The 26,752-nt window shown below is 66.8% G+C and carries 31 protein-coding genes and 1 pseudogene; 24 read left to right on the top strand and 8 right to left on the bottom strand.

What is annotated here, in order from left to right; translation table 11 throughout:
* Positions 1-6 precede the first annotated feature (6 nt).
* The 4 genes from AC1DW4_RS14355 to AC1DW4_RS14370 are packed head-to-tail and all read right to left on the bottom strand — an operon-like array spanning position 7 to position 2,875.
* Positions 7-672 carry a Pr6Pr family membrane protein gene (locus tag AC1DW4_RS14355; RefSeq protein ID WP_477017939.1) on the bottom strand — a complete coding sequence of 222 codons (666 nt, stop codon included), beginning with the start codon at positions 670-672 and terminating at the stop codon, positions 7-9.
* A gap of 44 nt (positions 673-716) precedes the next feature.
* Positions 717-1,553, bottom strand: coding sequence for an aldo/keto reductase (locus AC1DW4_RS14360; protein WP_477017940.1), 837 nt, complete (start codon positions 1,551-1,553; stop codon positions 717-719).
* 60 nt (positions 1,554-1,613) lie between these two features.
* A complete protein-coding gene (locus AC1DW4_RS14365) occupies positions 1,614-2,474 on the bottom strand; it encodes an alpha/beta hydrolase family protein (protein WP_477017941.1) in 861 nt (286 codons plus the stop codon).
* 59 nt (positions 2,475-2,533) lie between these two features.
* A complete protein-coding gene (locus tag AC1DW4_RS14370; RefSeq protein WP_477017942.1) occupies positions 2,534-2,875 on the bottom strand; it encodes an MmcQ/YjbR family DNA-binding protein in 342 nt (113 codons plus the stop codon).
* Positions 2,876-2,971: 96 nt separating this feature from the next.
* On the opposite strand from AC1DW4_RS14370, the gene AC1DW4_RS14375 reads away from it, so the two are divergent.
* Complete coding sequence (locus tag AC1DW4_RS14375) at positions 2,972-3,478, top strand: flavin reductase family protein (protein WP_477017943.1); 507 nt, start codon at positions 2,972-2,974, stop codon at positions 3,476-3,478.
* On the top strand, positions 3,475-4,332 hold the full coding sequence (locus tag AC1DW4_RS14380; RefSeq protein WP_477017944.1) for an NAD(P)-dependent oxidoreductase: 858 nt from the start codon (positions 3,475-3,477) through the stop codon (positions 4,330-4,332). The genes AC1DW4_RS14375 and AC1DW4_RS14380 overlap by 4 nt, the downstream gene beginning before the upstream one ends.
* On the opposite strand, the gene AC1DW4_RS14385 is transcribed toward AC1DW4_RS14380, so the two are convergent.
* The 3 genes from AC1DW4_RS14385 to hemB all read right to left on the bottom strand — a co-directional run bounded on the left by AC1DW4_RS14385 (position 4,329) and on the right by hemB (position 6,863).
* Positions 4,329-4,946: a peptidylprolyl isomerase gene (locus AC1DW4_RS14385; RefSeq protein ID WP_477017945.1), complete on the bottom strand. Its 618-nt coding sequence runs from the start codon at positions 4,944-4,946 to the stop codon at positions 4,329-4,331. The genes AC1DW4_RS14380 and AC1DW4_RS14385 overlap by 4 nt on opposite strands.
* Positions 4,947-4,976: 30 nt before the next feature.
* Entirely contained in the window at positions 4,977-5,777 is an 801-nt protein-coding gene (locus AC1DW4_RS14390; protein WP_477017946.1) for a carbonic anhydrase, read from the bottom strand.
* 81 nt (positions 5,778-5,858) lie between these two features.
* Positions 5,859-6,863, bottom strand: a complete 1,005-nt coding sequence (gene hemB, locus AC1DW4_RS14395) for a porphobilinogen synthase (protein WP_477017947.1) — start codon at positions 6,861-6,863, stop codon at positions 5,859-5,861.
* Positions 6,864-6,963: 100 nt separating this feature from the next.
* On the opposite strand from hemB, the gene AC1DW4_RS14400 reads away from it, so the two are divergent.
* The 18 genes and pseudogenes from AC1DW4_RS14400 to AC1DW4_RS14485 all read left to right on the top strand — a co-directional run bounded on the left by AC1DW4_RS14400 (position 6,964) and on the right by AC1DW4_RS14485 (position 22,640).
* On the top strand, positions 6,964-8,103 hold the full coding sequence (locus AC1DW4_RS14400; protein WP_477017948.1) for an acyl-CoA dehydrogenase family protein: 1,140 nt from the start codon (positions 6,964-6,966) through the stop codon (positions 8,101-8,103).
* Positions 8,100-9,137, top strand: coding sequence for an enoyl-CoA hydratase/isomerase family protein (locus tag AC1DW4_RS14405; protein WP_477017949.1), 1,038 nt, complete (start codon positions 8,100-8,102; stop codon positions 9,135-9,137). Before AC1DW4_RS14400 ends, AC1DW4_RS14405 begins: the two co-directional genes overlap by 4 nt.
* Before the next feature lie 64 nt (positions 9,138-9,201).
* The gene (locus tag AC1DW4_RS14410) at positions 9,202-9,975 is read left to right on the top strand and encodes a class I SAM-dependent methyltransferase (protein ID WP_477017950.1); all 774 of its coding nucleotides are present in this window, start codon (positions 9,202-9,204) and stop codon (positions 9,973-9,975) included.
* Positions 9,976-10,037: 62 nt separating this feature from the next.
* Positions 10,038-10,790 (top strand): class I SAM-dependent methyltransferase, encoded by a 753-nt coding sequence (locus AC1DW4_RS14415; protein WP_477017951.1) that lies wholly within the window; start codon positions 10,038-10,040, stop codon positions 10,788-10,790.
* A 49-nt stretch (positions 10,791-10,839) separates the two neighbouring features.
* Positions 10,840-11,760 (top strand): annotated as a pseudogene (mmsB, locus tag AC1DW4_RS14420) (3-hydroxyisobutyrate dehydrogenase); the annotation flags it as partial.
* A gap of 117 nt (positions 11,761-11,877) precedes the next feature.
* Entirely contained in the window at positions 11,878-13,104 is a 1,227-nt protein-coding gene (gene hemA / locus AC1DW4_RS14425) for a 5-aminolevulinate synthase (RefSeq protein ID WP_477017952.1), read from the top strand.
* On the top strand, positions 13,104-13,280 hold the full coding sequence (locus AC1DW4_RS14430) for a DUF6898 family protein (RefSeq protein ID WP_477017953.1): 177 nt from the start codon (positions 13,104-13,106) through the stop codon (positions 13,278-13,280). Before hemA ends, AC1DW4_RS14430 begins: the two co-directional genes overlap by 1 nt.
* On the top strand, positions 13,277-13,639 hold the full coding sequence (locus AC1DW4_RS14435) for a DUF3052 family protein (protein WP_477017954.1): 363 nt from the start codon (positions 13,277-13,279) through the stop codon (positions 13,637-13,639). The genes AC1DW4_RS14430 and AC1DW4_RS14435 overlap by 4 nt, the downstream gene beginning before the upstream one ends.
* An 83-nt stretch (positions 13,640-13,722) precedes the next feature.
* Complete coding sequence (gene glyA, locus AC1DW4_RS14440; protein WP_477017955.1) at positions 13,723-15,018, top strand: serine hydroxymethyltransferase; 1,296 nt, start codon at positions 13,723-13,725, stop codon at positions 15,016-15,018.
* Positions 15,019-15,027: 9 nt separating this feature from the next.
* Positions 15,028-15,504 (top strand): transcriptional regulator NrdR, encoded by a 477-nt coding sequence (gene nrdR, locus AC1DW4_RS14445; protein WP_477017956.1) that lies wholly within the window; start codon positions 15,028-15,030, stop codon positions 15,502-15,504.
* Complete coding sequence (locus AC1DW4_RS14450; RefSeq protein WP_477017957.1) at positions 15,504-16,136, top strand: RibD family protein; 633 nt, start codon at positions 15,504-15,506, stop codon at positions 16,134-16,136. Before nrdR ends, AC1DW4_RS14450 begins: the two co-directional genes overlap by 1 nt.
* A gap of 3 nt (positions 16,137-16,139) precedes the next feature.
* Complete coding sequence (locus AC1DW4_RS14455; RefSeq protein WP_477017958.1) at positions 16,140-16,730, top strand: riboflavin synthase; 591 nt, start codon at positions 16,140-16,142, stop codon at positions 16,728-16,730.
* Positions 16,730-17,863 carry a 3,4-dihydroxy-2-butanone-4-phosphate synthase gene (ribB, locus tag AC1DW4_RS14460; RefSeq protein ID WP_477017995.1) on the top strand — a complete coding sequence of 378 codons (1,134 nt, stop codon included), beginning with the start codon at positions 16,730-16,732 and terminating at the stop codon, positions 17,861-17,863. Before AC1DW4_RS14455 ends, ribB begins: the two co-directional genes overlap by 1 nt.
* A 14-nt stretch (positions 17,864-17,877) precedes the next feature.
* Complete coding sequence (gene ribH, locus AC1DW4_RS14465; protein ID WP_477017959.1) at positions 17,878-18,321, top strand: 6,7-dimethyl-8-ribityllumazine synthase; 444 nt, start codon at positions 17,878-17,880, stop codon at positions 18,319-18,321.
* Positions 18,318-18,848, top strand: a complete 531-nt coding sequence (gene nusB, locus AC1DW4_RS14470; protein WP_477017960.1) for a transcription antitermination factor NusB — start codon at positions 18,318-18,320, stop codon at positions 18,846-18,848. The genes ribH and nusB overlap by 4 nt, the downstream gene beginning before the upstream one ends.
* A 4-nt stretch (positions 18,849-18,852) precedes the next feature.
* Positions 18,853-19,842 carry a thiamine-phosphate kinase gene (gene thiL / locus AC1DW4_RS14475; protein ID WP_477017961.1) on the top strand — a complete coding sequence of 330 codons (990 nt, stop codon included), beginning with the start codon at positions 18,853-18,855 and terminating at the stop codon, positions 19,840-19,842.
* Positions 19,843-19,879: 37 nt separating this feature from the next.
* Complete coding sequence (locus AC1DW4_RS14480) at positions 19,880-20,305, top strand: hypothetical protein (RefSeq protein WP_477017962.1); 426 nt, start codon at positions 19,880-19,882, stop codon at positions 20,303-20,305.
* Between the two features lie 187 nt (positions 20,306-20,492).
* Entirely contained in the window at positions 20,493-22,640 is a 2,148-nt protein-coding gene (locus tag AC1DW4_RS14485) for a sodium-translocating pyrophosphatase (protein ID WP_477017963.1), read from the top strand.
* A 247-nt stretch (positions 22,641-22,887) separates the two neighbouring features.
* On the opposite strand, the gene AC1DW4_RS14490 is transcribed toward AC1DW4_RS14485, so the two are convergent.
* The gene (locus tag AC1DW4_RS14490; protein WP_477017964.1) at positions 22,888-23,367 is read right to left on the bottom strand and encodes an outer membrane protein assembly factor BamE; all 480 of its coding nucleotides are present in this window, start codon (positions 23,365-23,367) and stop codon (positions 22,888-22,890) included.
* An 89-nt stretch (positions 23,368-23,456) separates the two neighbouring features.
* Between AC1DW4_RS14490 and AC1DW4_RS14495 the strand changes: the two genes are divergently transcribed.
* The 4 genes from AC1DW4_RS14495 (at position 23,457) to AC1DW4_RS14510 (ending at position 26,674) form a co-directional block, all read left to right on the top strand.
* On the top strand, positions 23,457-23,996 hold the full coding sequence (locus AC1DW4_RS14495; protein WP_477017965.1) for a ubiquinol-cytochrome C chaperone family protein: 540 nt from the start codon (positions 23,457-23,459) through the stop codon (positions 23,994-23,996).
* Positions 23,993-24,523: a YceD family protein gene (locus tag AC1DW4_RS14500; RefSeq protein ID WP_477017966.1), complete on the top strand. Its 531-nt coding sequence runs from the start codon at positions 23,993-23,995 to the stop codon at positions 24,521-24,523. Before AC1DW4_RS14495 ends, AC1DW4_RS14500 begins: the two co-directional genes overlap by 4 nt.
* 130 nt (positions 24,524-24,653) lie before the next feature.
* Positions 24,654-25,700, top strand: a complete 1,047-nt coding sequence (plsX, locus tag AC1DW4_RS14505; protein ID WP_477017996.1) for a phosphate acyltransferase PlsX — start codon at positions 24,654-24,656, stop codon at positions 25,698-25,700.
* Positions 25,697-26,674 carry a beta-ketoacyl-ACP synthase III gene (locus AC1DW4_RS14510; protein ID WP_477017967.1) on the top strand — a complete coding sequence of 326 codons (978 nt, stop codon included), beginning with the start codon at positions 25,697-25,699 and terminating at the stop codon, positions 26,672-26,674. The genes plsX and AC1DW4_RS14510 overlap by 4 nt, the downstream gene beginning before the upstream one ends.
* Positions 26,675-26,752 lie beyond the last annotated feature (78 nt).

A 26,752-nucleotide genomic window follows, 5' to 3' on the forward strand; every position in this document is an offset into this window, starting at 1 on the left:
CGCGGATTAGGACGGCGTGAGCGAACTGTCACCCTTGGCCATCGACGCCAGCCCGCGATCAAGCGCCGCAACGATCAGACCCAACACCAGGAAGAAGACCAGCAGCAGGCCGAAATTGACCAGGGCGGCGGCCCAGCCGAGCGCGCCGATGTCGATGAACCAGTAGGGATACCAGCCGATCAGCTGACCATGCGCCGCGGTCCAGACGCCGTAGAGCAGCGGATAGGCCAGCCACTTGACCGGATCGATCCAGCGCAGCCGCCCCTTGGGCACGAACAGCAGCCAGTCCAGCACGAAGGCGATCGGCATGACGGTGTGCAGGATCTGGTTGACGTAGAACAGAAGACCATGCGGGTTCCAGGTGGATGCCAGGAGCGCGTGATAGATCAGGCCGACGACGGCGATGTACATCGCGAGCGCCGCGCGTACGCCCTCGCTGGCCGTCCAGCGGCCGAGGCGACTGTCGGGCGCAAGGGCCGGAGCCGTCAGGGCAAGGGCGACCAGGATGTTGGTCAGAATGGTGAAATAGCTGAGGAAAACGACGGTGGAGCCGAGCGCAGAGCGGGTCCCGCCGTGAAGGATGAGGCCGTACTGGGCCAGCAGACCGGCCCAGCCGACGACGGCGAACAGGATGCGCCAACCGCGCGCGGCACCATTCATCCGTTCAGTCATCCTGGTGTTCCGTCAGAGCGTTCGAGCCGGCAGCGGTCGCGGGCTCAATCCTTGTCCCACGCGAAGTCCTTGTCGAGCCAGTCGCCGAGGCGGCCGTCGCGACGGTTCAGGGCATGAATCCGGGCCATCTGTTCGTCGCTGAGCTCGAAATCCCAGATGTCGAAATTCTCTGCCGCGCGCTCGGGGCGAACGGTGCGTGGGATGGCGATGACGCCCTGCTGCACCAGCCAGCGAAGGGTGACCTGACCGGGTGCCTTGCCGTGAGCGCTGGCGATTTCGCCGATGACCGGGTCGCCGGCGATCTTGCCCTGGGCCAGGGGGGACCAGGCCGTGATGGATGAGCCAAGCTCGGCGGCTGTGTGGCGCAGGGTCTCCAGCGACAGGTAGGGGTGGTATTCTACCTGGTTGGTCACCAGCCGGGCCTGGGACAGGCGCTGGGCCTCGCGGAACTGGCCGGAGGGGAAGTTGGACACGCCGATCGCGCGGGTCAGGCCGCGGTCCTTGGCTTCGTTCAGGGCACCGAACGTCTCCGCGAAGGTCGGGGTCTTCTTGGGCCAGTGCAGCAGCAGAAGATCGGGCGTGAAGCCCAGGCTGCGCGCCGATTCCTCGGCCTGACGCAGCAGGGCGTCGTGCGTGAAATGGGCGGTCCAGATCTTGGTGGTCAGCCAGATGTCCTCGCGGGCCACACCCGAATCACGGATGCCGTCGCCGACCGCCGCCTCGTTCTTGTAAATCCAGGCGGTGTCGATGTGGCGATAGCCGATGCGCAGCGCCTCGGCGACCATCCGACGGGCGTCGGCCGGCTCCAGCTGCCAGGTGCCGAACCCAAGTTGCGGGATGCTCAGGCCATCGACGGTCAGGGAGGTCTGGGTGTTCGGCATGAAGGGCTCCTGCACGGCGTTCCGGAGCCCCGATATGGGGCGGGACAGGGCAATCGCCAGTCAGGGTTGTTGCAGCCAGTCGAGGATTTCGTCCCACAGCGGTTCCATGCCCCGTCTGAACGCGCCCTCATGGCCGATACGGGCCACGCCCTGTTCTGGGGGTGACCGGACGATCAGTTCGCCCGCTGCGTTGGGATAGACGTTCAGCATGTCTGCGCCTGTCACCGGGTTGGCGATCGGATCGTCGGCGAAGATCCAGGACCGGATCGGGGCGGTGACCTCGGCGAAATGGTTCGGCGTCAGCTCATTGAGCAAGCGATCACCGAAATAGGCCGGGTCGTGGCACCAGCGCCGCCAGGGAACGAAGACCCCGCGCGGCAGGTCGGCCCCGCGCCACAGGCTTCCGCCCTTGATGTAGCCGTGTCGCGCCAGGCTCCACGGGCCATAAATCCACCAGAAGAACAGCTCGGTCGGGTTGTAGGATATGGGGTGCTTGCGCCAGTAGCCGGAGCCAACGGCGATGAAGGCATGGCGGGCGATTTTCGCGTGGTTGGCCATGAAGCCGGCGAAATGGCCGCCGACGCTGTGGCCGACGTGGACCACGGGCAGGCCCGGTGCGGCCGCAATCAGCGCTTCCAGCGCCGCAGGCATGTCCAGCCGACCCCAGTCCTCATAGGTCATCTGCATCGCGGCGAGATCGTCGGGGCGCGAGCCGCCGATCCCGCGCATGTCATGGGTCAGGACGACCGCGCCGCGCGCCGCCAGATGGCACGCGAAACGCTCGTAAAAGCCCTTGGGGAACCCGGTGCCCGAAGTGACCAGAACGGCGTGGGTCGGGGAGGGCCCCGCGATCAGGCGTGCCGCCAGACGATAGCCGTCCTCAGCGACCGCCACGACGTCCCGTGCGATGATGTCCGACATGGAGCCCCCAATGTCCGTCCTTTATCGAAACGAACGTGACATCGTGACGTCGCGGAAGGTCAAGAGGCCCCAGAGTAAGCCCTGGATACCCGCTTCGGCACGATTTTGAGCCAGCGCGCCTCAAGCGTCCTTCGCAGCCATGTCGGATCGACTGTGGCCAAGCGAGCGAGGACGACTGGGTATCCCCGATAGTGGTCGGTGATATGGAAGGTGGCGGGTTCAGCCTCCATCAGCATGTCTCGATGATCGAGCCCATCGACATAGACGACCAGACTGTTGTCCCCCGGGCGCAGGCGCGTGAAGAATTTCCCGGCCGCCTTGTATGAAGGCATCCCGTAGGACGTGCCTGTCTGGGTTTCCGGAAAGGTCAGGACCAAGGCATGGAGTTCGGACGAAGTCATGATGGCAACCTAGACGCTGTCGGACTGCGACGAAATGTTCGCTGCGCAGGAGGCGGTCCGGTTGCCTCCGGTGCGCCGCTCGCCTAGGTCCGGCGGGTGAGCCTTGAACCCCTTCCCGAAGAAGCGATCCGCCAGGCGGACGCGGCCGAATACCGCCGCGCGCTCGGCGCGTTCGCGACCGGCGTATGCGTCGTCACCGCCGACAGCGAAGCGGGCCCGCTGGGGATAACGATCAACTCCTTCACGTCCGTCTCGCTGACGCCGCGACTGGTGCTGTGGTGCCTGGACGAGAAGTCGGAACGGTGGGCCCCCTTCTCGGCCGCTGAGGCGTTTTCGATCCACGTGCTGGATGCCGGATCTCAGGCCCTGTCGAACCGCTTCGCCAAGGGCGTCGGCCTTTTGTCGGACGGAGAGTTCGAGAGGATCGGCAATGCCCCGCCGCGACTAGCGGGCGCTGTCGCACGGTTCGACTGCCGGACCTACCAGCGGGTGCAGATGGGGGACCACATGACCATCGTCGGAGAGGTCGAGGCATTCGAGGTCAGCGACGGCCCGACGCTGACCTATTTTCGCGGGCGCTACGGAACGGCGGGTGACGCATGAAGATCGGTTTCGTCGGACTGGGCGTGATGGGCGGGCCGATGGCGCGCCATCTTTTGGCGGCGGGCCACGATGTCGCTGGATACAACCGGTCGTGTGAAAAGGCGCGGGGCTGGGCTCAGACCAACGGCGGACGGTTCGCGGCGACGGTGTCAGAAGCGGCGGACGGTGCCGACCTGCTGATCCTGTGTGTCGGGAAGGACGACGACGTGCGTCAGGTCGTGACCGAGGCGGTCGCGGTGCTGCCGAAGGGCGCCGTGGTGGTCGATCACACCACGACATCGGCGAAGATCGCGCGAGAGATGGCGGCGCTCTGCGCGGATCACGGCCTGGCCTTCGTCGATGCTCCGGTGTCGGGCGGACAGGCCGGGGCCGAGAACGGCCAGTTGAGCGTCATGGCGGGCGGCGACGCGGGCGCGCTGGAGACGGCGCGGCCGGCGTTGATGGCTTATTCCAAGGCGATCCAGCACATGGGGCCTTCGGGTGCGGGCCAGCTGACCAAGATGGTCAACCAGATCGCCATCGCGGGTGTGGTGCAGGGTCTGGCCGAGGCCGTGCATTTCGCCCAGGTGGCAGGTCTTGATACGGACGCGGCCTATGACGCGATCTCAAAGGGCGCGGCCCAGTCGTGGCAGATGGACAATCGCTGGAAGACAGCGGCGAAGGGTGAGTTCGAGTTCGGTTTCGCCGTCGACTGGATGCGCAAGGACCTGGGGTTGGTGCTGGACGAGGCGCGCGACAATGGCGCACGACTTTCCGTGACCGCCCTGGTGGATCAGTTCTATGCCGAGGTGCAGGCCATGGGCGGCAACCGTTGGGACACGTCCAGCCTGGCTGCGCGCTTGCAGGATCGCTAGGGCGTCGTTTCGCGCCACGCCCGGCTGATGACGATCCTCGGCTCCAGCATCTGGCCGCGCAGGAAGCCCTCGCCCTCGGTCGGAGAGGTGGGAGAGGCAAGGATGGCGCGGACGACGTCCATGCCCTCGACCACCCGGCCGAAGACGGCGAACCCGTCCGCATCGACCGAAAACGGCCGCCCGGCGTCGTAGGACAGGGTCGGGCCGACCGAGATGAAGAAGTCGCCCGTCGCCGTGCCCGGGGCATAGCGGGCCATGGACACTGCTCCGTCGATGTGGCTGAGGCCGGTCTGGGTCGTCGGTTCGTGGGCGATGGGTGGCAGGACACGCTCGGGGTCGTTGTTAACGCCCCCCTGGACCAGGCCGGTCGCGGGTCCGGATGTCATGGCGCGGTAGAAGGTCGTCCCGTCCAGGCGGTGCTCATCGACGTAGCGAAGGAAGTTGGCCGCGGTGATCGGGGCCTTTTCGGCCTCCACCTCGATGACGATCCGTCCGGCCGAGGTCTCCATCTGCACGCGCGGCAGGAGCGTGGCGGGCGCGTCCTGCGCGGCGACGGCCAGCGGCGAGGCGAGGACTGCGGTCAGGCCAAGGGCGAGGAACAGGCGTCTGGACATCCGAACAGCCTAAGTCTCGCCCGCCCGGCGTCAATCCAGGAAGGCGACACGGCCGGTGGCCATGTCCTTGACGGCCGCGACGATTTTGACCGTGCCGGCGGCGACCGCATCGGCGAGGTTGCTGTCGGCTGAAGCCAGTTTTTCGGCGACCCAGCGGGCGTTTTCCTCGACGGCGGCATAGGCGGGATCGGCGGGAGACTTGCGGCGCGCGGCGAGGACGGCGGGGATGATGGGCGTGATCATCTCCTCCAGCGAGGGGTCCAGGGGCGCGCCGTCGACGATCGCCTCGGCCGCCGCGACGGCCCCGCAGCCGCTGTGGCCCATGACCACAACGAGGGGACAGTGCAGGTGCTTGACGGCATAGACGACGGAGGCGAGGCCGCGTCCATCGACGGTGTTGCCGGCCACCCGGATGATGAACAGCCGACCCAGGCCCTGGTTGAACAGGATGGTCGGCGGCGTACGGCTGTCGGCGCAGCCGACGATGACCGCGATGGGGTGCTGGCCGCCCACAAGGGGCTCCAGATCATGGGCGGTGACATGGCCCAGGCTGGTCGTGCCGCTGACGAAGGCGTCGTTGCCGTCCTTTATAAGTCGCAGAGCCTCGTCAGGGGTCGGTCGAGACGGTTCGGGGAGCGGCTCTTCCGGCGTCGACTTCGATGCGGCAATTTCGAAGGGGAGCGCCTCGGCGGCAGGTTCATCGACGCCCGGCGGCACCTCGCTTGATGGCGCGATGGGCTCGTTCACGACGGGTGGTTCGGCGATCGGCGAGGTCGCGGCGGAGACATCCATGGCGCGGTGCTTGCGCCGGCCGAAACCCAGAAAGCCCACGATCGCCCCCGTCGCTATTGCGTTAACCTTTTGCCGAACGACGATCGGTCGGGTCAAGCGCGGTAAGGTGAAGCTTTTCTGTCAGGCCCCAAGCAGCCGCGCCGCCTGGGGCGCGAAATAGCTGAGCACGCCCGCGCAGCCAGCGCGCTTGAACCCGTGGAGGGTCTCCAGGATGGCGCGGTCCTGGTCCAGCCAGCCGTTGGCGATGGAGGCCTGCATCATCGCGTATTCGCCGCTGACCTGATAGGCGAAGGTCGGGATGCGGAAGGTCGATGACACGGCGCGGACGATGTCCAGATAGGGCATGCCGGGCTTGACCATGACCATGTCGGCCCCCTCGGCGATGTCCATGGCGACCTCCTTCAGGGCCTCGTCGGCGTTGGCGTAATCCATCTGATAGGTCTTCTTGTCGCCGCTGAGCTGTTTGGCCGTGCCGACCGCGTCGCGGTAGGGGCCGTAGAAGGCCGAGGCGAATTTTGCGGCGTAAGACAGGATCAGGGTGTCGTGGAAACCGTTGGCCTCCAGCGCCTCGCGGATCGCCTGGACCCGGCCGTCCATCATGTCGGACGGGGCGACGACGTCGGCCCCGGCATGGGCATGGATGAAGGCCTGTTCGGCCAGACGCTCCAGCGTCGTGTCGTTGACGATCCGGCCGTCCTCCAGCACGCCGTCGTGGCCGTGGTCGGTGTAGCAGTCCAGCGCCACGTCGGTCATGACGCCGACCTCGGGCGCCGCGTCCTTGATGGCCTTGATGCAGTCGGGGATCAGACCATCGGGATCGGTGGCGCCGGTGCCGACCGTGTCCTTCATCGACGCGTCCACGTTGGGGAACAGAGCGACCATGGCGATGCCCAGTTCGCGCGCCTCGACGGCGGCGGCGGCGGCTGCCTTGGGAGACAGGCGGAAGACGCCGGGCATGGAGGCGACGGGCACGCGATCCTCGGCTCCGTCGTGGACGATCAGCGGCCAGACCAGGTCGGACGGGGTCAGGGTGGTCTCCGCGACCAGGCGACGGATCCACGGCTGGCTTCGCAGGCGACGCGGGCGGGCGAGCGGATAGGGAGCGGGCGCGAAGGGCAGGGTCATGGGACGCTTATAGACGCGGCCGTTCGCCCTTGGGGAGAGGGGTTCGCTTTCGCGCAGCTTGGGCTAGAAGCCCAAGAAAACGACCGTCCCAGGAGACCCCATGGATTTCGCCCTTACCGAAGACCAGCGCGCCATTCAGGACGCGGCGCGCGCCTTTGCCGACGCCGAGCTGGCCCCCCGTTCAGCCGAATGGGACGAGACCAAGCATTTCCCCGTCGATGTGATGCGGCGCGCGGCCGAGACGGGGTTCGCGGCCATCTACACCGGTGAGGAACATGGCGGCATGGCGCTGGGCCGGGTCGAGGCGGCGGTGATCTTCGAGGAACTGTCGCGCGGCGACGTCTCGACGGCGGCCTTCATCTCGATCCATAACATGGCGACCTGGATGATCGACCGGTTCGGGTCGGACGACCTGCGGGCGCGCTACGTGCCCAGACTGACGACGATGGAGCTGATCGCGTCCTACTGCCTGACGGAGCCGGGGTCGGGATCGGACGCGGCGGCCATGCGGACGACGGCGACCAACGACGGTGATGGCTGGGTGCTGAACGGGTCCAAGGCCTTCATCTCGGGCGCCGGGACGTCGGACGTCTATGTCGTCATGGCGCGGACGGGGGAGGCAGGGCCCAAGGGCATCAGCGCCTTCGTCATCGACAAGGACACGCCAGGCCTGTCGTTCGGCGCGCAGGAGAAGAAGATGGGCTGGAACAGCCAGCCCACCGCCATGGTTCAATTCGACGACTGCCGCGTGCCGGCCGCCAACCTGTTGGGCAAGGAGGGCGACGGGTTCCGCTATGCGATGATGGGGCTGGACGGCGGGCGGCTGAACATCGCGGCCTGTTCAATCGGCGGGGCGCGTCTGGCGCTGGAGACGGCGCAAACCTACGTCGCCAGCCGCAAGCAGTTCGGCAAGGCGCTGGCCGAGTTCCAGAATACCCAGTTCAAGCTGGCCGACATGGCGACGGCGCTGGAGGCGGCGCGGCTGATGGTGCTGCGCGGTGCCTGGGCGCTGGACACCAACCACCCCGAGAAGACGAAGTGGTGCGCCATGGCCAAGCGGATGGCGACCGATGCCTGTTTCGACATCGCGGACCAGGCGCTGCAGCTGCACGGCGGATACGGCTATCTGAAGGACTATCCGCTGGAGCGCATCGTGCGAGACCTGCGCGTCCACCGCATCCTGGAAGGCACCAACGAGATCATGCGGGTCATCACCGCGCGGGAGATGATGCGGCAGTGAGCGAACCCGAAGTCCTGACCCGCGTCGAGAATGGCGTCGGGCGTATCATCCTGAACCGGCCCCGGGCGCTGCATGCGCTGAACCTGGGCATGTGCCAGATCATGACGGCGGCGCTGCTGGACTGGAGCAACAACGACGCGGTCCGGTCGGTGCTGATCGACCATGCCGGCGAGCGGGGGTTCTGCGCCGGAGGCGACATCCGGATGATCGCCGAGAGTGGGGCCAGGGATGCGGTCGAGGCGAAGGCCTTCTTCCATGCCGAGTACCGGCTGAACGATCTGCTGTTTCGCTATCCCAAGACGGTGGTTGCGGTGATCGACGGGATCGTCATGGGTGGCGGGGTCGGCATCTCCATGCCCGCCGACGTGCGGATCGCGACCGAGCGGACGACCTTCGCCATGCCGGAGACGGGCATCGGCCTGTTCCCCGACGTAGGCGGTGGCTGGTTTCTGCCGCGCCTGCCGGAGCCGGAACTAGGGACCTGGTTGGCCCTGACCGGCGCGCGGCTGAAGGGCCGGGACACGGTCGCGGCGGGCGTGGCGACGCACTTCGTCGAGAGCGACAAGGTGGAGGCCCTGAAGGCGGCCTTGATCGCGGAGGGGCTGTCGGCCCTGAACGGGTTGGCGACAGGCGGCGATCCCATCGTCCCCGCGCCGGGCATTCTGATCCCGCAGTTCGGACATGACACGGTCGAGACGGTCTTCGCGGCGCTGGAGGCGGACGGCGGCGAGTGGCCGCTGGCGCAGCTGACGATCCTGAAGACGCGCTCGCCGCAGTCGCTGAAGGTCACCCTGCGCCAGCTGCGGCAGGGCGCGCGGATGGCGTCGTTCGCCGACAACATGACCATGGAATACCGCCTCGGTGGCCGAATCGTGCGGACCCACGACTTCCAGGAGGGCGTTAGGGCCGTGATCGTGGACAAGGACAATGCGCCGCAGTGGTCGCCCGCGACCCTGGCCGAGGTCGATGACGCCGTGATCGAGGCCCTGTTCGCGCCCCTGCCGGAGGGCGAGGAATGGACACCGCTGGACTGATGCGGCTTGCATCCCGGCGCGACCTTGCGCGTAAGTGGATCAACCGCTGTTCGAGGATCACTCCATGCTGAAATCGACCCTGCTCGCCGTCTCCGCCCTGGCCCTGATGGCGGCCACCTCGGCCTGCGCGACCCAGACGGCGACCGATCCGGACGATCGGCCGTCGGCGGTCGTGCAGGACTATGCCCTGGCCATCGCCGACCCATTGCGCCCCGCGACCGAGGTTGCGCGCGATCCGTTGAGGAAGCCGGCCGAGATGCTGGCCTTCGCCGAGATCCAGGGGGGCGAGCGGATCGCTGACGTGCGGCCGGAGGAGGGCTATTTCAGCCGCCTGTTCGCCCGCGCCGTTGGCCCCGAGGGCCGGGTCTATGCCTTCGTGCCGAACCAGACCGCTGCGCGGGAGAATGGGTATGGCGACACCCTGGCGACCGACTATCCGAACGTGACGCGGGTCACGGGCGCGCTGGAGGACATGAACTTCCCCGAGCCGCTGGACGTGGTCTTCATGGGCCAGGAATACCATGACTTCGTCATCGACCGGTTCGGCGTCGATGTGGCGAAGATGAACGAGGCCGTGTTCAAGGCGCTGAAGCCCGGCGGGCTGTATGTCATCCTGGACCATCAGGCCGCGCCGGGGGCCGGGACGTCGGTCGTCGGGACGCTGCACAGGATCGAGGCCTCTTCGCTGCGGGCCCAGGTCGAGGCGGCGGGCTTCGTCTTCGACGGAGAGACCGATGTCGTTCGCAACCCCGAGGACGACCACAGCCTGTCGGTCTTCGACGAGGCGATCCGGGGCCGGACCGACCAGTTCGTGATGCGGTTCAAGAAGCCGGGCTGACGCCGTACCCTTACGGCGGTAGTCTCCGGCCTCAGCGCCGCGAGAGCGCGAGGGAGATTGTCATGCGCCGTTCCGTGATCTGGGCCGTCTCGGCCGCCGTCCTGTTCTCCGTCGGGGCGTTCGCGCCCGCGCCGCAGCAGGCGTCCGACTATGCCTCCGTGATGTCCGACACCAGTCGGCCCGAGGCGGATCGTGCTCGCGATGAAGCGCGCAAGACAGCCGAGACGCTCGCCTTCGCCGAGGTGGAGCCCGGCCAGACGATCGGCGACATGATCATAGGCGGCGGATACTTCACCCGCGTGTTCGCCAGCGCGGTTGGAGCCGAGGGCGAGGTCGTCGCCTGGCAGCCGGCCGAGTTCATCGGCTTTCAGGCCAGCTATGCCGACGCGATCGCGGCCGCCGATGCGATGGAGAACGTCTCGGCCATCCGCTCGCCGATCGGGGCACCGGAGTTTCCGGCCGGGATGGACCTGATCTTCACCGCCCAGAACTATCACGATCTGCATCTGAAGCCGTTTCCGGCGGACACGGCGGCCAAGGTGAACGCGGCGGTGTTCGCCTCGCTGAAGCCGGGCGGGCTTTATGTCATCGTCGATCATGCGGCGTCGCCGGGCGCGGGTCTTGAGGCAGCGGACAGCCTGCATCGGATCGACCCGGCCGACGTGAAGCGTGAGGTCGAGGCGGCGGGGTTCGTGCTGGACGGCGAGAGCGACGCGTTGAGGAATCCCGCAGACCCTCACACGTCCAATGTATTCGACGGCGCGATCCGGGGTCATACGGACCAGTTCATGCTTCGCTTCAGAAAACCGGCCTGACGCTCTGGCGGGCGACGGGGCGAGGGGCTAACCCGAAAGAAAAACCGCTTTCGGGAGAGACGTCATGACCAGCAAGGTCGCCTTCATCGGACTGGGCAACATGGGCGGCGGCATGGCCGCGAACCAGGCCAGGGTCGGGCATGCCGTGGCGGCCTTCGACCTGTCGGCGGCGGCGCTGGACCGGGCAAAGGGGGCGGGCTGCACCCCCGTCGCCTCCGTGGCCCATGCCGTTCAGGACGCCGATGTGGTCATCACCATGCTGCCCGCCGGGCCGCATGTGCTGAAGGTCTATTCGGAACAGATCATCGGGGTCGCGCCGTCGTCGGCCCTGTTGCTGGACTGCTCGACGATCGACGTGGAGACGGCACGAAAGGTCGCCGGCCTGGCGAAGGAGGGCGGCTATGCCTTCGCCGATGCGCCGGTGTCGGGCGGGACGATGGCGGCGGATGCCGGGACCCTGGCCTTCATGGTCGGGTGCGACGAGGCGGACTTTCCCCGCATCGAGGCGGCGCTGGAGCCCATGAGCCGGGCGACGTTCCGCGCCGGGGACCATGGGGCCGGGCAGGCGGCCAAGATCTGCAACAACATGATCCTGGGCATCACCATGCTGGGGACGTGCGAGGCGATCGCCTTGGCCGAGAAGCTGGGGCTGGACCCGGTCAAGTTCTTCGACATCGCGGCCAAGTCGTCGGGCCAGAGCTGGTCGGTGACGACCTACTACCCCTGGCCCGGTCCGGTGCCGACCGCGCCGTCGAACCGGAACTACGACGGCGGATTCGCCACGGCGATGATGCTGAAAGATCTGAAGCTGGCGCAGGACGCGGCGGCGAAGTCGGGGGCCTCGACCCCGCTGGGCGCGCAGTCGGAAGCGCTGTTCCAGTTGTTCGACCGGCTGGGCTACGGCGGGCGCGACTTCTCGGGCATCCTGCAGATGCTGCGCGGCAAGCTGGACGAGTTGCCCAGGTCCTAGATGAGAACCGTTATCGATTAAGGGCTTGCGACGATTTCGCCTTGCCCCGCGTGTGGACTTTGGAGTGTCATCGGCGCATCACCGCGCCGTTTCCGACGCCACGCGAAAGCCGTCCCCGTGTTCGATTACACCTCCGCCTTCCAGTCCGCCGTCGATCAGGTCAAGGACGAGGGGCGCTATCGCGTCTTCGCCGACCTGAAGCGTGTTCGCGGGCAATTTCCCAAGGCCGTGCGTCGACTCGATGACGGATCGCAGCAGGACTGCGTGATCTGGTGCTCCAACGACTATCTCGGCATGGGCCAGAACCCCGTCGTGCTGGAGGCCATGCAGGCCGAGCTGGACGCCGTTGGAGCCGGGGCCGGCGGGACGCGGAACATCAGCGGCACGACGCGATCCGCCGTCGACCTGGAAGCCGAGCTTGCGGCCTGGCACCAGAAAGAAGCGGCGCTTCTGTTCACCTCGGGCTATGTCGCCAATGAGGCGACGCTGACGACGCTGCAGCGTATTCTGCCCGGGCTGATCATCTTCTCCGACAGCCTGAACCACGCCTCGATGATCGCAGGTATCCGCAACGGCGGCTGCGAGCGGCATGTCTTCCTGCACAATGACCTGACGCATCTGGAGCAACTTTTGGCCGCCGCGCCAGCCGATGCGCCCAAGCTGATCGCGTTCGAGAGCGTCTATTCGATGGACGGCGACATCGCCGACCTGGCCGGGACGATCGCCCTGGCGAAGAAATACGGCGCCCTGACCTATCTCGATGAAGTCCACGCGGTGGGCCTATACGGCGCGACCGGTGCGGGCGTGGCGGAGCGGGATGGCGTGCTGGACGGGATCGACATCGTCGAATGCACCCTGGGCAAGGCCATCGGAGTCATGGGCGGATACATCGCCGCGAACGCCGTGATCGTGGACGCGGTGCGCAGCTGGGCCGCCGGTTTCATCTTCACGACGTCGCTGCCGCCCGCATTGACGGCGGGGGCCTTGGCCTCCGTGCGCCATCTGAAGACCCATCCCGAACTGCGCGCGGCGCACCAGGAGCGGGCCGAGACGCTGAAGCGCCGCTTCGCCGAGGCCGGCATCCCGGTCATGCCGTCCGAGAGCCACATCGTGCCGGTGTTCGTCGGCAACCCCGTCCACGCCAAGATGATCTCCGACATGCTGCTGGAAGACCACGGCATCTATGTCCAGCCCATCAACTATCCGACCGTGCCCAAGGGGACTGAGCGCCTGCGCTTCACGCCCTCTCCGAACCACGACGACGGCATGATGGACAAGCTGGTGGACGCCATGGACAAGCTGTGGACCCACTGCAACGTCGCACGGATGCCGGTCGCGGCCTGATGCCCGAGGACCTCGGCGAGATCATCGTCGAGGCCGTTCGGAACGGCGTCTATTTGAAAGTCACCGCCGTCCACGTCGCCACGGGGGTGGAGGCCACGGCGGTTGGTCCGGCGGCGGAGCCCAAGGCCGTCGAGGGGCTGGCGGTGCGCAAGTTGCGGCGTATGCTTTCGAAATGAGTGACAAGCCGGTTCTCGAACGATTGCAGCTCAAGGGGGTGCGTACCTTGGCCCTCATCGATGCGCCGACGGGTATCGATGGCCTGGCTGGGGCTGCGACAGCCGGCGTGGATGACGCCGACGTGGTGCTGCTCTTTTGTCCTGACAGGGATCGCTTCGAGGCCTCCGTTCCGAACGCCGTGTCTAGGATGAAGGCGGGTGCGATCCTGTGGGTCGCCTATCCCAAGCTGACCTCTCCACTCGCGGGCGACCTGAATCGCAACCGGATCCACGACCGGGTGCCGGACTGGGGTCTGGATACCGTCAGCCAGATCGCCGTGGACTCCGACTGGTCGGCGATGCGGATGAAGCGGGTTTGAGCCGATCGTCGCGTCTCGACACAAGATGTTGTGGCTAAGCCTGCGCGGGACTAGATAGAGCGCCTCCCGTTCCGTCAGCCCGGATGCCGCCCGTGACCGCTCATTTCATCCACGACGCCTATTTCTCGCGCGGCCTGGCGCAGAGCGATCCCGACGTCTTCAACGCCATCTCAGGCGAACTTCATCGCCAGCAGGAACAGATCGAGCTGATCGCGTCCGAGAACATCGTCTCCAAGGCGGTGCTGGAGGCGCAAGGGTCGGTGCTGACCAACAAATACGCGGAAGGGTATCCGGGTCGTCGTTACTACGGCGGCTGCGAATACGTCGATGTGACCGAGGATCTGGCGCGCGAGCGGGCGAAACAGCTGTTCGGCGCGGCCTTCGCCAATGTGCAGCCACACTCGGGGGCGCAAGCCAACCAGGCGGTGTTCTTCGCCCTGCTCCAGCCCGGCGATACCTTCCTGGGCATGGACCTGGCCTGTGGCGGGCATCTGACGCACGGCAGTCCGGCCAACCAGTCGGGCAAGTGGTTTCGTCCGGTGACCTACAAGGTGACCGAGGACACCCACCTGATCGACTATGACCACGTCGCCGAAATGGCGCTGAAGGAAAAGCCCAAGCTGATCGTGGCAGGGGCATCGGCCTATAGCCGCCATATCGACTTCGCCCGGTTCCGCGAGATCGCCGACAGCGTGGGCGCATACCTGATGGTCGACATGGCCCACTATGCGGGTCTGGTGGCGGGCGGCGTGTATCCGAACCCGGTGCCGCATGCCCACGTCGTGACGACGACGACGCACAAGACCCTGCGCGGGCCGCGCGGTGGCCTGATCCTGTCCAACGATGTGGAGATCGGCAAGAAGATCAACTCGGCCGTGTTCCCGGGCCTGCAGGGCGGGCCGCTGGAGCATGTGATCGCGGCCAAGGCCGTGGCCTTCGGCGAGGCGCTGAAGCCCGAGTTCAAGGCCTATGCCAAACAGGTCGTGCTGAACGCCCAGGCGCTGGCGGCCGTGCTGGTCGAGCGGGGGCTGGCGATCGTGTCAGGCGGCACCGACAGCCATCTGATGCTGGTCGATCTGCGGCCCAAGGCCGTGACTGGCAAGGCGACCGAGCTGCAGCTCGAACACGCCCTGATGACCTGCAACAAGAACGGCGTGCCGTTTGACACCGCGCCCTTTACCGTGACCTCGGGTGTGCGTCTGGGGACGCCGGCGGGAACGACGAGGGGCTTTGGCGTCGCCGAGTTCCAGCAGGTCGGGCACTGGATCGCCGATGTAGTGTCATCGATGAACGGGGGAGACGAAGCCGATCCGGCCGTCATCGCCGAGGTCGCGGGCAAGGTGCGCGAACTGACCGGCCGCTTCCCGATCTACGGATAGGCACCACGCATGAAGTGCCCGTTCTGCGGCAACATGGACAGCCAGGTGAAGGACAGCCGCCCGTCGGACGACGGCGCGGCCATCCGTCGTCGCCGGTCCTGTCCCAACTGCAACGGGCGCTTCACCACCTTCGAGCGGGTGCAACTGCGCGAGCTGGTGATCCTGAAGCGCAACGGGCGGCGCACGCCGTTCGACCGGGACAAGCTGGAGCGGTCGCTGGCCATCGCGCTGAGAAAACGGCCCATCCAGCCCGAGCAGGTCGAGCAGATGGTGAGCCGCATCGTGCGACAGCTGGAGAGCCTGGGTGAGACGGAAATCCCGTCCAGCGTCGTCGGTGACTTCATCATGAAGGCGCTGAAGGGCGTCGATGAGGTGGCCTATGTCCGCTATGCCTCGGTCTACAAGGACTTCCGGGCGACGGGGGATTTCGCGCGCTTCCTGGGCGATGAGGGTCTGGACGACGATCAGGGACCGTCGAGGGCCTGATGAGACCGCGCGTCACCTGGAAGGTCGCCACGTCGCTGGACGGGCGTATCGGCACATCGACGGGCGAGAGCCAATGGATCACCGGCCCGCAGGCGCGCGAGCAGGGGCACCGGCTGCGCGCGGCGCACGACGCGGTGCTGGTCGGGGTCGAGACGGTGCTGGCCGATGACCCGAGGCTGACCGTGCGGCTGCTCGAGGGCGAGAGCGGGCCCGATCCGCTGCGGGTCGTGCTGGACAGTCGCCTGCGCACGCCGTCTTTCGCGCGACTGGCCAAGGCGGGCACGCTGATCCTGACGACGCGTGAGCCGATCGCCATCGGAGAGGCCGAAATCGTCCGCGTAGCAAGTGACAGCCAGGGCCGTCCCACGGTGGATGCCGTGCTGGAGACCCTGTCGCAGCGCGGCATCCGGTCGCTGATGATCGAGGGCGGCGGACGGGTCGCGGCCTGTTTCGTCACGGCGGGTGTGGTCGATGCTATCGAGTGGTTCCGCGCCCCGATCCTGCTGGGCGGCGACGGACGTCCGGGCGTGGCGGCGCTGGCTCTTGCACGACTGGCGCATGCGCCGCGCTACCGGCGCCTTGCGGCGGAGCCCATGGGTGACGACCTGTGGGAACGCTACGAGAGAGTCTGACCCGTGTTCACCGGAATTATCACCGACATCGGCCGCGTCCGCTCGGTCGCCCAGACGGCCAGGGATCGCCGCTATGAGATCGATACGCGCTGGGATGTGTCCGGCATCGACCTGGGCGCGTCGATCAGCCATGCGGGCTGCTGTCTGACCGTGGTCGAGAAGGGCGAGCGCTGGTTCGCGGTCGAGGTGTCGGGCGAGACGCTGGACAAGACGACGCTGGGTGCCTGGGCCGCGGGCACGCCGGTCAATCTGGAGCGGGCGACGAAGGTCGGTGACGAACTGGGCGGGCATATTGTCTCCGGCCACGTCGATGGGCTGGGCACGGTGATCGAGATCACACCGGAGGGGGGCTCGCATCGCCTGACGATCGAGGCTCCCGCGCCACTGCACCGGTTCATCGCGGCCAAGGGGTCGATCACGGTGGACGGGGTGTCGCTGACCGTGAACAGCGTTGAGGGTCAGCGGTTCGGTCTGAACATCATTCCGCACACCTGGGAGGCGACGACGTTGGGTCGGCTGAAGGTCGGCGATCCGGTCAATCTGGAGATCGACATGCTGGCGCGATACCTCGCGCGGTGGCAGGAGACGGCATGATGCATCTGGTCGCCAATAGCCCCGAGAGCCCCATCAGTCCGATCGAGGACATCCTGGAAGACGCCCGCAACGGGCGGCCCTACATCCTGGTCGATGCCGAGGACCGGGAGAACGAGGGCGACGTCATCATCCCCGCCCAGTTCGCCACGCCCGATCAGATCAACTTCATGGCCCGCCACGCGCGCGGCCTGATCTGCCTGGCCATCACAGCGGAGCGGGCCAAGCAGCTGCGCCTGCCGCCCATGGCCGCCGAGAACCGCGAGAGCATGACGACGGCTTTCACCGTCTCCATCGAGGCGGCCGAAGGCGTGACGACCGGCATCAGCGCGGCGGATCGCGCGCGGACCGTTCAGGTCGCCTCGGATCCGACCAAGACGGCTGACGATATCGTCTCGCCCGGCCATGTGTTTCCGCTTGTGGCGCGGGATGGCGGGGTTCTGGTCCGGACCGGCCATACCGAGGCCGCCGTGGACATCAGCCGGATGGCGGGTCTGACGCCGGCGGGCGTGATCTGCGAGATCATGAACGAGGACGGCACCATGGCGCGGCTGCCCGACCTGATCGGGTTCGCCCAGCTGCATGGGCTGAAGATCGGGACCATCGCCGATCTGATCGCCTATCGCCGTCGCACAGAACGCTTTGTCGAGCGGGTGATGGACCAGCCGTTCGAGAGCGTTCATGGCGGTCCGTTCCGGTTGATGCTGTACCGGAACACGATCGAGGGGGCCGAACACGTCGCCCTTGTCCACGGCCGCATCGATCCAGACAAGCCGACCCTGGTGCGGATGCACCAGGTCGATTTCGCCGCCGACCTGCTGGGCCATGTCGAGGAACGCCAGAGCTATATTCCCGACGCTCTCAAGACGATCACGAGGCATGATGGTCCCGGCGTCGTCGTCTTCCTGCGCGATCCCGCCTTGCAGGGACTGGCCGAGCGGCTGGCGGGCGTGGACAGGCCGGCGGCGATCGATCGATCGCTGCGCAATTATGGCGTCGGGGCGCAGATCCTGCTGGATCTCGGCGTCAGGGACATGATCGTCATGTCCTCGACGCGACCCGAACCCGCCGCCATCGAAGGCTATGGCCTGCGCATCGTCGGCTGGCGTGACATGGACGGAGAAGACCAATCCTGAGCGAACCCATCCGCGTGCTGATCGTCGAGGCGCGCTTCTATGACGAACTGGCCGATGCCTTGCTGGAAGGCGCGAAAGACGCGCTGGCGGCGCAGGGCGTGGCATTCGACGTGGTCACGGTGCCCGGCGCGCTGGAAGTTCCGCCGGCCATCGCCCTGGCTCAGGAGGCCGGAAAGTATCCAACGGCGCCGCGCTATGACGGCTACGTCGCGCTGGGCTGTGTGATCCGGGGCGAAACCTATCATTTCGAGATCGTCTCGGATCAGTCGGCGGCCGGGATCATGCAGTTGGGCGTGCGAGGCCTGATCATCGGCAACGGCATCCTGACCGTTGAGGACGAGGCCCAGGCCTGGGCGCGGGCCAAGGCTTCCGAAGGCGACAAGGGGGGCGGGGCGGCCCGCGCGTGTCTGGATCTGATTGCCTTGAAGAAGCGATTGCGCCTAGGGCTCGGCGCATGACCGAACCCAACTCCATCCAGGCCGTGCTGGCGCAGCTGGCCGAGAACGAACGCGCCCAGGCCGAGCCACAACTGACCAGCCGTCAGCGGCGCGCGCGCACGGTGGCCCGTCTGGCCGCGGTCCAGGCCCTTTATCAGATGGAACTGGCCGGGGAGGGGGTGGAGACCGTCATCACCGAGTTCTCCAACCACCGGTTCGATGCGGATATCGAAGGCGAGCCGCTGGCCGAGGCGGACGAGGCTTATTTCGCCGACGTGGTGCGCGGTGTGATCCACAGCCAGCGCGAGATCGACGCCTCTGTAAAGGCGCGACTGGCGTCCAACTGGCGGCTGGAGCGCTTGGACGCGACTCTGCGGGCGCTCCTGCGCTGCGGGGCATGGGAGTTGGCGCACAAGACCGATGTGCCGAAAGAGATCGTGATCGACGAATATGTCGAGCTGGCCAAGGCCTTCTTCGACGAGGCGGAGGCCAAGTTCGTCAACGCCGCGCTGGACGGCGTGGCCCGCGACGTGCGCCCCCAGGCCTAGGAGAATGGGCGCGCTCGACGCTGCGGGCGAGTTCGAGACGATCCGCAAGCTGCTGGTTCCGCTGGCGCACCCCGACTATGCGCGCGGCCTGATGGACGACGTGGCGGTGCTGCCGTCGCGTGTCGGGTTCGACCTGGTTCTGACCAAGGACGCGATCGTCGAGGGGGTGCATTTCCTGCCCGACGACCCGCTGGATCAGGTGGCGCAGAAGCTGTTGCGGGTGAACCTGTCGGACCTGGCGGCCAAGGGGGCCGAGCCGTTCGGATATCTGCTGGCCTGCCACTGGTCGCCGCGCTGCGGCTGGCCCGAACGGGAGGCCTTCGCGGCCGGGCTGAAGGTGGACCAGCACGCATTCGGCATTAGTCTATTGGGAGGCGACACAGTCTCGACACCGGGGCCGGCGTCGTTTTCGGTGACCATGCTCGGCTGGGTTCCGAAGGGGCAGGCCGTCGCGCGGTCGGGGGCGAAGCCGGGACACGCGATCTATGTCACCGGCACCATCGGGGACGGTTGGCTGGGCCTTCAAGCCGCACAGGGGCGGTTGGCGCTGGAACCGGAGCGCGTGACGGCGCTGGCTGAGCATTATCGTCGCCCGGTACCGCGGCTCGACTTTGGTCTTGCGATCAGAGGCCTGCCGACGGCGACCGTGGACATTTCTGACGGGCTGATCGCGGATCTCGGACATGTCGCGGGGTCCAGCGGGGTCGGGATCGTGCTCGATCTGGAGGCGACGCCGGTGTCAGCAGCGGGAAGGGCATGGTTGGACGCGCGCATAGATCCGCTGGCGGCGCTGGAGACCCTCGCCAGTGGGGGCGACGATTACGAGATCGCCCTGACCGTCCATCCGCTGGACGAAGGCACGCTCAAGAAGGAGGCGGATCGCCTGCATCTGCGGCTGACACGGATCGGAGAGGTCGTGGCCGGCAGCGGCGTCACGGTCCGCTATCTGGGGCAGTCGGTAACGGTCCGTCGAGCGGGCTGGACGCACGACTGAAACGGAATCCTAATCGGTCCGTGCGCAATTGAGGCTCATGCTTCGCAGAGATCTCTTCGCGCTCGGAACCCTGGCCATCGCCGCGACCGCCGCGGGATCGGCGGCGGCGTCCTCAGATGAGCCGACCGGCAATCCCTCGCTGAACATCGCCGGGGTCGGCCTGCCGATCATCGTCGATGGACGGATTCGCAACTACATTTTCGTCACGATCCGGCTGACCCTGGGCGCGGGCCAGACGCCCGAGCAGATGCGGGCCAAGGAGCCCTATTATCGTGACGCCCTGGTCAAGGCGGCGCACGCGACACCCTTCGTCATGCCCGACGACTGGACCGTCATCGACTCGGCGGCGGTCAGCGCCATGTTGATGCGGGTCGCACCGCGCATCTCCGGTGCGGGATCGATCGCCCGCGCCGAGGTCGCGCTGCAGACACCGCGTCGGCGCACGGGCATGCGTCGGGCCTGAAAAGCCCGCCTTCACTGAAATGGCCGGTTGCGTCGGTTCGACGCATTTGGCACGGTTCGGCCGCAATTCCCGCGGGACGCGCTGATGCGTCCAGACTGCGCACGGGGGGACCGGAAGGCGGACAGAGGCGATAACGCCCGCCGCGCCAAGGGTCCGCGCGCCTAATGCTCTAGGTATGGAAACGCCAATGACGAACTATCTGTGGCTAGTGATAGCCGCCGGTGCGCTGGGGGTCCTTTACGGGCTCGTCCAGACGGCCAGCCTGATGAAGGCCGAAACCGGCAACGACAAGATGAGAGAGATCGCCGCCGCCATTCAGGAAGGGGCCTCCGCCTATCTGAACCGGCAATATACGACCATCGGGATGGTCGGCGTGGTCATCCTGATCGCCGCCTATCTGCTGATCGGGCCATACGCCGCGATCGGGTTCGTGATCGGAGCCGTGCTGTCGGGTCTGGCCGGGTTCGCCGGCATGCTGATCTCGGTGCGAGCGAACGTCCGCACCGCGCATGCCGCGTCGCAGAGCCTGTCGAAAGGGCTGGATCTCGCATTCCGCTCGGGCGCCATCACCGGCATGTTCGTGGCCGGCGGGGCCCTGCTGGGCGTCGCGGGCTACTATGCTGTGCTGACCCAGGTGCTGGGCCTGGAGGCCACGGGGCGCGAGGTCATCGATGGGCTGGTCGCTCTGGGCTTCGGGGCCTCGCTGATCTCCATCTTCGCGCGGCTGGGCGGCGGCATCTTCACCAAGGGCGCCGACGTGGGCGGCGACATGGTGGGCAAGGTCGAGGCCGGTATTCCCGAGGATGATCCCCGCAACGCCGCGACCATCGCCGACAACGTCGGCGACAACGTCGGCGACTGCGCCGGCATGGCCGCCGACCTGTTCGAGACCTATGCGGTGACCACGGTCGCCACCATGGTGCTGGCGGCCATCTTTTTCCGCGGCCAGCCCTATGTTGACGTGATGATGCTGCTGCCGCTGGCGATCTGCGGCATCTGCATCGTGACCTCGATCATCGGGTCGTTCTTCGTGCGTCTGGGCAAGAGCCAGAACATCATGGGGGCCCTGTATCAGGGTCTCATCGTGACCGGTGTCCTGTCCATCGGGGCGGTGTACTGGGTCATCAACACCCTGGTGACCGGTCCGGTCGTGACCACGGGCGGCCTGCAGATCGCGCCGATGAGCCTTTTCCTGTCGGGTCTGGTGGGTCTGGCCGTGACCGCCGCCATCGTGGTGGTGACGGAATACTACACGGGCTCGAACTTCCGTCCCGTGCGCTCGGTGGCCAATGCCTCGGTTTCGGGCCACGGCACGAACGTGATCCAGGGCCTGGCCGTCTCGTTGGAGGCGACCGCCCTGCCGGCCCTGACGATCATCGTCGGCATCATCGTCAGCTTCCAGCTGGCGGGTCTGTTCGGCATCGCCATCGCCACCACGACCATGCTGGGCGTGGCGGGGATGATCGTGGCGCTGGACGCCTTTGGTCCCGTGACCGACAACGCCGGCGGTATCGCGGAAATGGCGGGGCTTCCGGCGGATGTGCGTCACGTCACCGATGCCCTGGACGCGGTGGGCAACACCACCAAGGCCGTGACCAAGGGCTATGCGATCGGATCGGCGGGCCTGGGCGCGCTGGTGCTGTTCGCGGCCTATACGTCGGACCTGCAGTATTTCGCGGCCAATCCGGCGGACTATCCGTTCTTTGCCAACATGGGCGCGGTGACGTTCGACCTGACCAACCCCTATGTCGTCGTCGGCCTGCTGTTCGGGGGGCTGCTGCCGTTCCTGTTCGGGGGTATGTCGATGATGGCCGTGGGGCGCGCGGCCGAGGCCGTCGTGGCGGAAGTGCGTCGCCAGTTCCGCGAGAACCCCGGCATCATGACCTATCAGGTCAAGCCGGAGTACGGCCGGGCCGTCGACATCCTGACGAAGGCGGCGATCCGCGAGATGATCGTGCCGTCGCTGTTGCCGGTGCTGTCGCCGATCGTCCTGTTCGTGGCCATTCTGTTCATCTCGGACAAGGCCAATGCGTTCGCGTCACTCGGCGCCATGCTGATGGGCGTGATCGTGACCGGCCTGTTCGTGGCCATCTCGATGACCTCCGGCGGCGGGGCCTGGGACAACGCCAAGAAGGTGATCGAGGAAGGTTTCACCGACAAGAACGGCGTCGTCCACGGCAAGGGCTCCGAGGCGCACAAGGCCGCAGTGACCGGCGATACGGTCGGCGATCCCTACAAGGATACGTCCGGTCCAGCGGTGAACCCGATGATCAAGATCACCAACATCGTGGCGCTGCTGCTGCTGGCGGTGCTGGCGAGCGGGTCGGTCGGCTGATCGAACAAGCCTCCTCCCTGTTCGCCGCTTGGCGAACGGGGCTTGCGGTCGGCTCGTATACGAGCCGATCCTCAAGGCTCGAAGCGTAGCGGAGAGACGGAGGGGTTTTTTTTATGCGCGACGAACCCCTCCGTCAGCTCGCAAGAGCGCGCTGCCACCTCCCAATCGCTAGGCGACGGAGAGGAGACAAAAAGAAAAGGCCCCGGAGATCGCTCTCCGGGGCCTTTTCTTTGTGCGGCCGAGGAACCTAGTCCGGACGGCGCTGGCCCGGGACGTCCTCGTCCGTGCGGGGCAACTGGCCGCGGCCGACGTTGCCGAGCAGTTGCTCCAGCACCGTCAGCTGACGGCCGCGGGTCGGGGTCTCGCGACGTTCCATGGCGATCTGCTGACCATCCTCCAGACCCAGGCTGCGGACCTCGGCGACCTTGTCGTCGGCTTCATTGAAGGTGATGGCCGTCACCGTGCGCTGCGACACCTGAGGCTGATTATAGGTGTACCGCTCGGTCGTCTGGGAAATGTAATACCAGATGTTGTCCTCGAACGTGGACACCGCAGAAGGGGAACCCAGTTGTGCGACGACGGTTTCCTTGGTGTCCTCGCCGACCTTCATGTCCGCGGGCTTGACGTCGACGACCTGAAATCCCTGCAGGCCGACCACGGGCGCACAGGCCCCGGCGAACGCGGCGAGGGCCGAAACGACAGCCAGACGAGCGACGATTTTATGCATGGAGCGGGCGCCTGCGACGAAACAAGGTCTTTGACCTAACCGGACCCGCGTCCTAGTTCAACGGCGCGGCAGAAAAGGGGCCGCTGACCATGCTGAAGAACCTGTTCCGATCGCGCGAGCGCACCCGTCCCGGCCTGGCCCTGTATGAGGCCGCGGTCGCGCAGGCCCGGCAGCCGGGATTCTACCGCGACCTGAGCGTCAGCGACGAGATCGATGCGCGATTCGAGCTGTATACGCTGCATGTCCTGCTGCTGGTCATGCGCCTGCGCGAGGAGGCTGCGCCGAACACGCAGGCCGGGGCGGAGGCCGGCCAGGACCTTTTCGACGTCTATGTGTCGGCGCTTGACAACTCCCTGCGCGAACTGGGCGTCCACGACGTCACCATGGCCAAGAAGATGCGCAAGCTGGGCGAGGCCCTCTACGGCCGGATGACCGCCTATGAGCCAGCGATCAGCGCCGGGGATGCCGATGCGCTGGCGTTTGGTCTCGCCCGCAATGTCTATGAGCAGTCGGATGCCACCGTGGCGCGTGCCCTGGCCGACTACGCCCTGGCGGCGCGCGCGCATCTGGCGAGCCAGCCGATGGACGCGGTGCTGACCGCCCCACGCTGGCCGGAGATCGCGGCATGAACCCGGAACGGACACTGCCTTTCAGCGAAGTGGTGCGGATCAACGAGATCGGTGCCGGTCTGAACCGCCATCTGGTTCCCGACGAGGCGGCGCGGGCACGTATCGTTCGTGCGCTGGACCTGGCCAGCCTGACCAGCCTTGAAGCCGATATCGGCGTCATGCCGTGGCGCGCCGGCTGGACCCTGTCCGGTCGGGTTATGGCCATCGCCGAGCAGGTTTGCGGCATCACGCTGGAGTCCTTGCCGGTCGAGATCGATGAGCGCTTTTCCATCGACCTGGTCGAAGCCGGCGCGCGCGAGCCGGACGACGTCGAGGTGGAGGTGTCGCTGGACGACGATGCGCCCGACGTCATCGAGGACGGCCGAATCGATCTGGGGCAATACGCGGTGGAACAGTTCGCCCTGGCGCTCGATCCCTTTCCGAGAAAGCCCGGCGCCGAGTTCGTCCAGCCCGAGGAACCGGCCGAAATCTCTCCGTTCGCGGTGCTGAAGGCCTTCAAACGTCCGGACGACGACGGAAAATCCTGACCTGGCGTCGAGGCGATTGCATCCGTCCGGCGCGGCGGTATCCTGACGCATACAAGATGAGCGCCGCCCTGACGCCGCGCCCGGAGCGAACGAGCCCTTGCCAGCCCCCACGCTGATCTCTCTGGACGCCATGGGTGGCGACCACGGCCCACCCGTCGTCGTCGGCGGTATCCGGGACTACATCCGTCGCCACGGAGGCGAGGGTGTTCGGTTCCAGCTGCACGGCGACGAGGATGCGATCCGGGCCGAGATGACCCGGCTAAACGTGGCTGCCGGGATCTGCGATGTGCGCCACACCGACAAGAAAATCGCCTCCGATGAAAAACCGGCCCAGGCGATGCGTCGGGGCAAGGGTTCCAGCTTGTGGAATGCCATCGAGGCGGTGAAGACGGGTGAGGCGGGTGCCGTCGTGTCGGCCGGCAACACCGGTGCCTTGATGGCGATTTCCAAGTTGATCCTGCGGATGGCGGCGCCCGGTCTGGAGCGGCCGGCGATCGTCGCCAGCTGGCCGACCCTGCGGGGCGTCACGGCGGTGCTGGACGTGGGCGCCAATATCGAGAGCGATGCGGAGCAGCTGATCGAGTTCGCCATCATGGGCGAGGCGTTCCACCGGGCGGTCCACGGGGTGGATCGGCCCACGGTCGGGATTCTCAATGTCGGGTCCGAGGACATCAAGGGCCACGAGGAGGTTCGCGAAGCGTCGCGGATCCTGCGCGAGAGCGGCCTGGGCCTCAACTATCATGGGTTCGTCGAGGGCGACGACATCGCCAAAGGCACGGTCGACGTGGTGGTCACCGACGGCTTCACCGGCAACATCGCGCTCAAGACCGCCGAAGGCGTGGCGCGGTTCATCTCCGCCCTGCTGAAGGAGGCTTTGACCTCCAGCCTTCAGGCCAAGGCAGGGGCCTTGATCGCCATGCCGGCCCTCAAGGCCATGGCCCAGAAGATCGATCCCAGCGCCATCAACGGAGGACCCTTGCTGGGCCTGAACGGCATTGTCGTGAAGAGTCACGGCGGGGCCGACGCCAAGGGGTTCGGGAATGCCATCCGCATCGCTGTCGATCTGGCCCGGAGCGACTATATGAAGACCGTGGGGGCCAATCTGGGTCGCCTCGGCACCGTGCTCGACAACCTCCCCCCTGTTTCCGCCTCCCCGCGAGAAGAGACCGTATCGTGAGCGTCATCCGCAGCGCCGTGACCGGCGTCGGCTCCTATCTGCCGGAACAGGTCGTCACCAACGAGGAACTTTCGAGGACCGTCGATACCTCGGACGAGTGGATCATCGAGCGGACCGGCATCCGCCAGCGTCACAAGGCACGCGACGATGAACCGACCAGCGACCTGGCCGCCGAGGCGGCGCGCCGGGCCCTGGCGGACGCGGGACGCACGGCGGCAGATGTCGACATGATCATCGTGGCCACCACGACGCCCGACATGACGTTTCCGGCGACCGCGTCTATCGTGCAGCGAAAGCTTGGCGCGCCGGTCTGCATCGCCTTCGATGTCCAGGCCGTCTGTTCCGGCTTCGTCTATGCGCTGAGCGTCGCCGACGGCTTCGTGGCGCGCGGCCTGGCCAAATGCGCCCTGGTCATCGGGGCCGAGGAGATGACCCGGCTGATGGACTGGACCGACCGGACAACCTGCGTCCTGTTCGGGGATGGAGCCGGTGCAATCGTGGTGGAGCCGCGCGAAGGGCAAGGGACGTCGGCCGATCAGGGTCTGCTCGGGTTCGCTCTCCGTTCGGATGGGACCAAGACCGATCTGCTGTATGTCGATGGCGGGCCATCGAGCACCGGTACCGTTGGACATCTGCGGATGCTCGGCAACCAGGTGTTCCGTCATGCCGTCGTCAATATCGCGGAGGCCATCACGGCGGCCTGCGCGGCCTCCGGCATCACGGTGCCGGAGGTCGACTGGTTCGTGCCGCACCAGGCCAATCAGCGGATCATCAAGGGCGTGGGCGACCGGCTGGGGCTGGACGAGCATAAGGTCATCTCGACCGTGGCGATGCACGCCAACACCTCGGCCGCATCGATCCCGCTGGCGCTGGATACGGCCATTCGCGACGGGCGAATCAAGCGCGGCGATCTGGTCCTGCTGGAAGCCATGGGCGGCGGCCTGACCTGGGGAGCCTGCGCCTTCAGACTGTAACGGCCTCGGTGTGCTTTGACTTCGCGCCGTTTTCCTCTTTTATGGAGGGCTGGGAACGGGGCCATACGCGGCGTCGAA

The organism is Brevundimonas sp. P2_A6, from assembly GCF_056404975.1.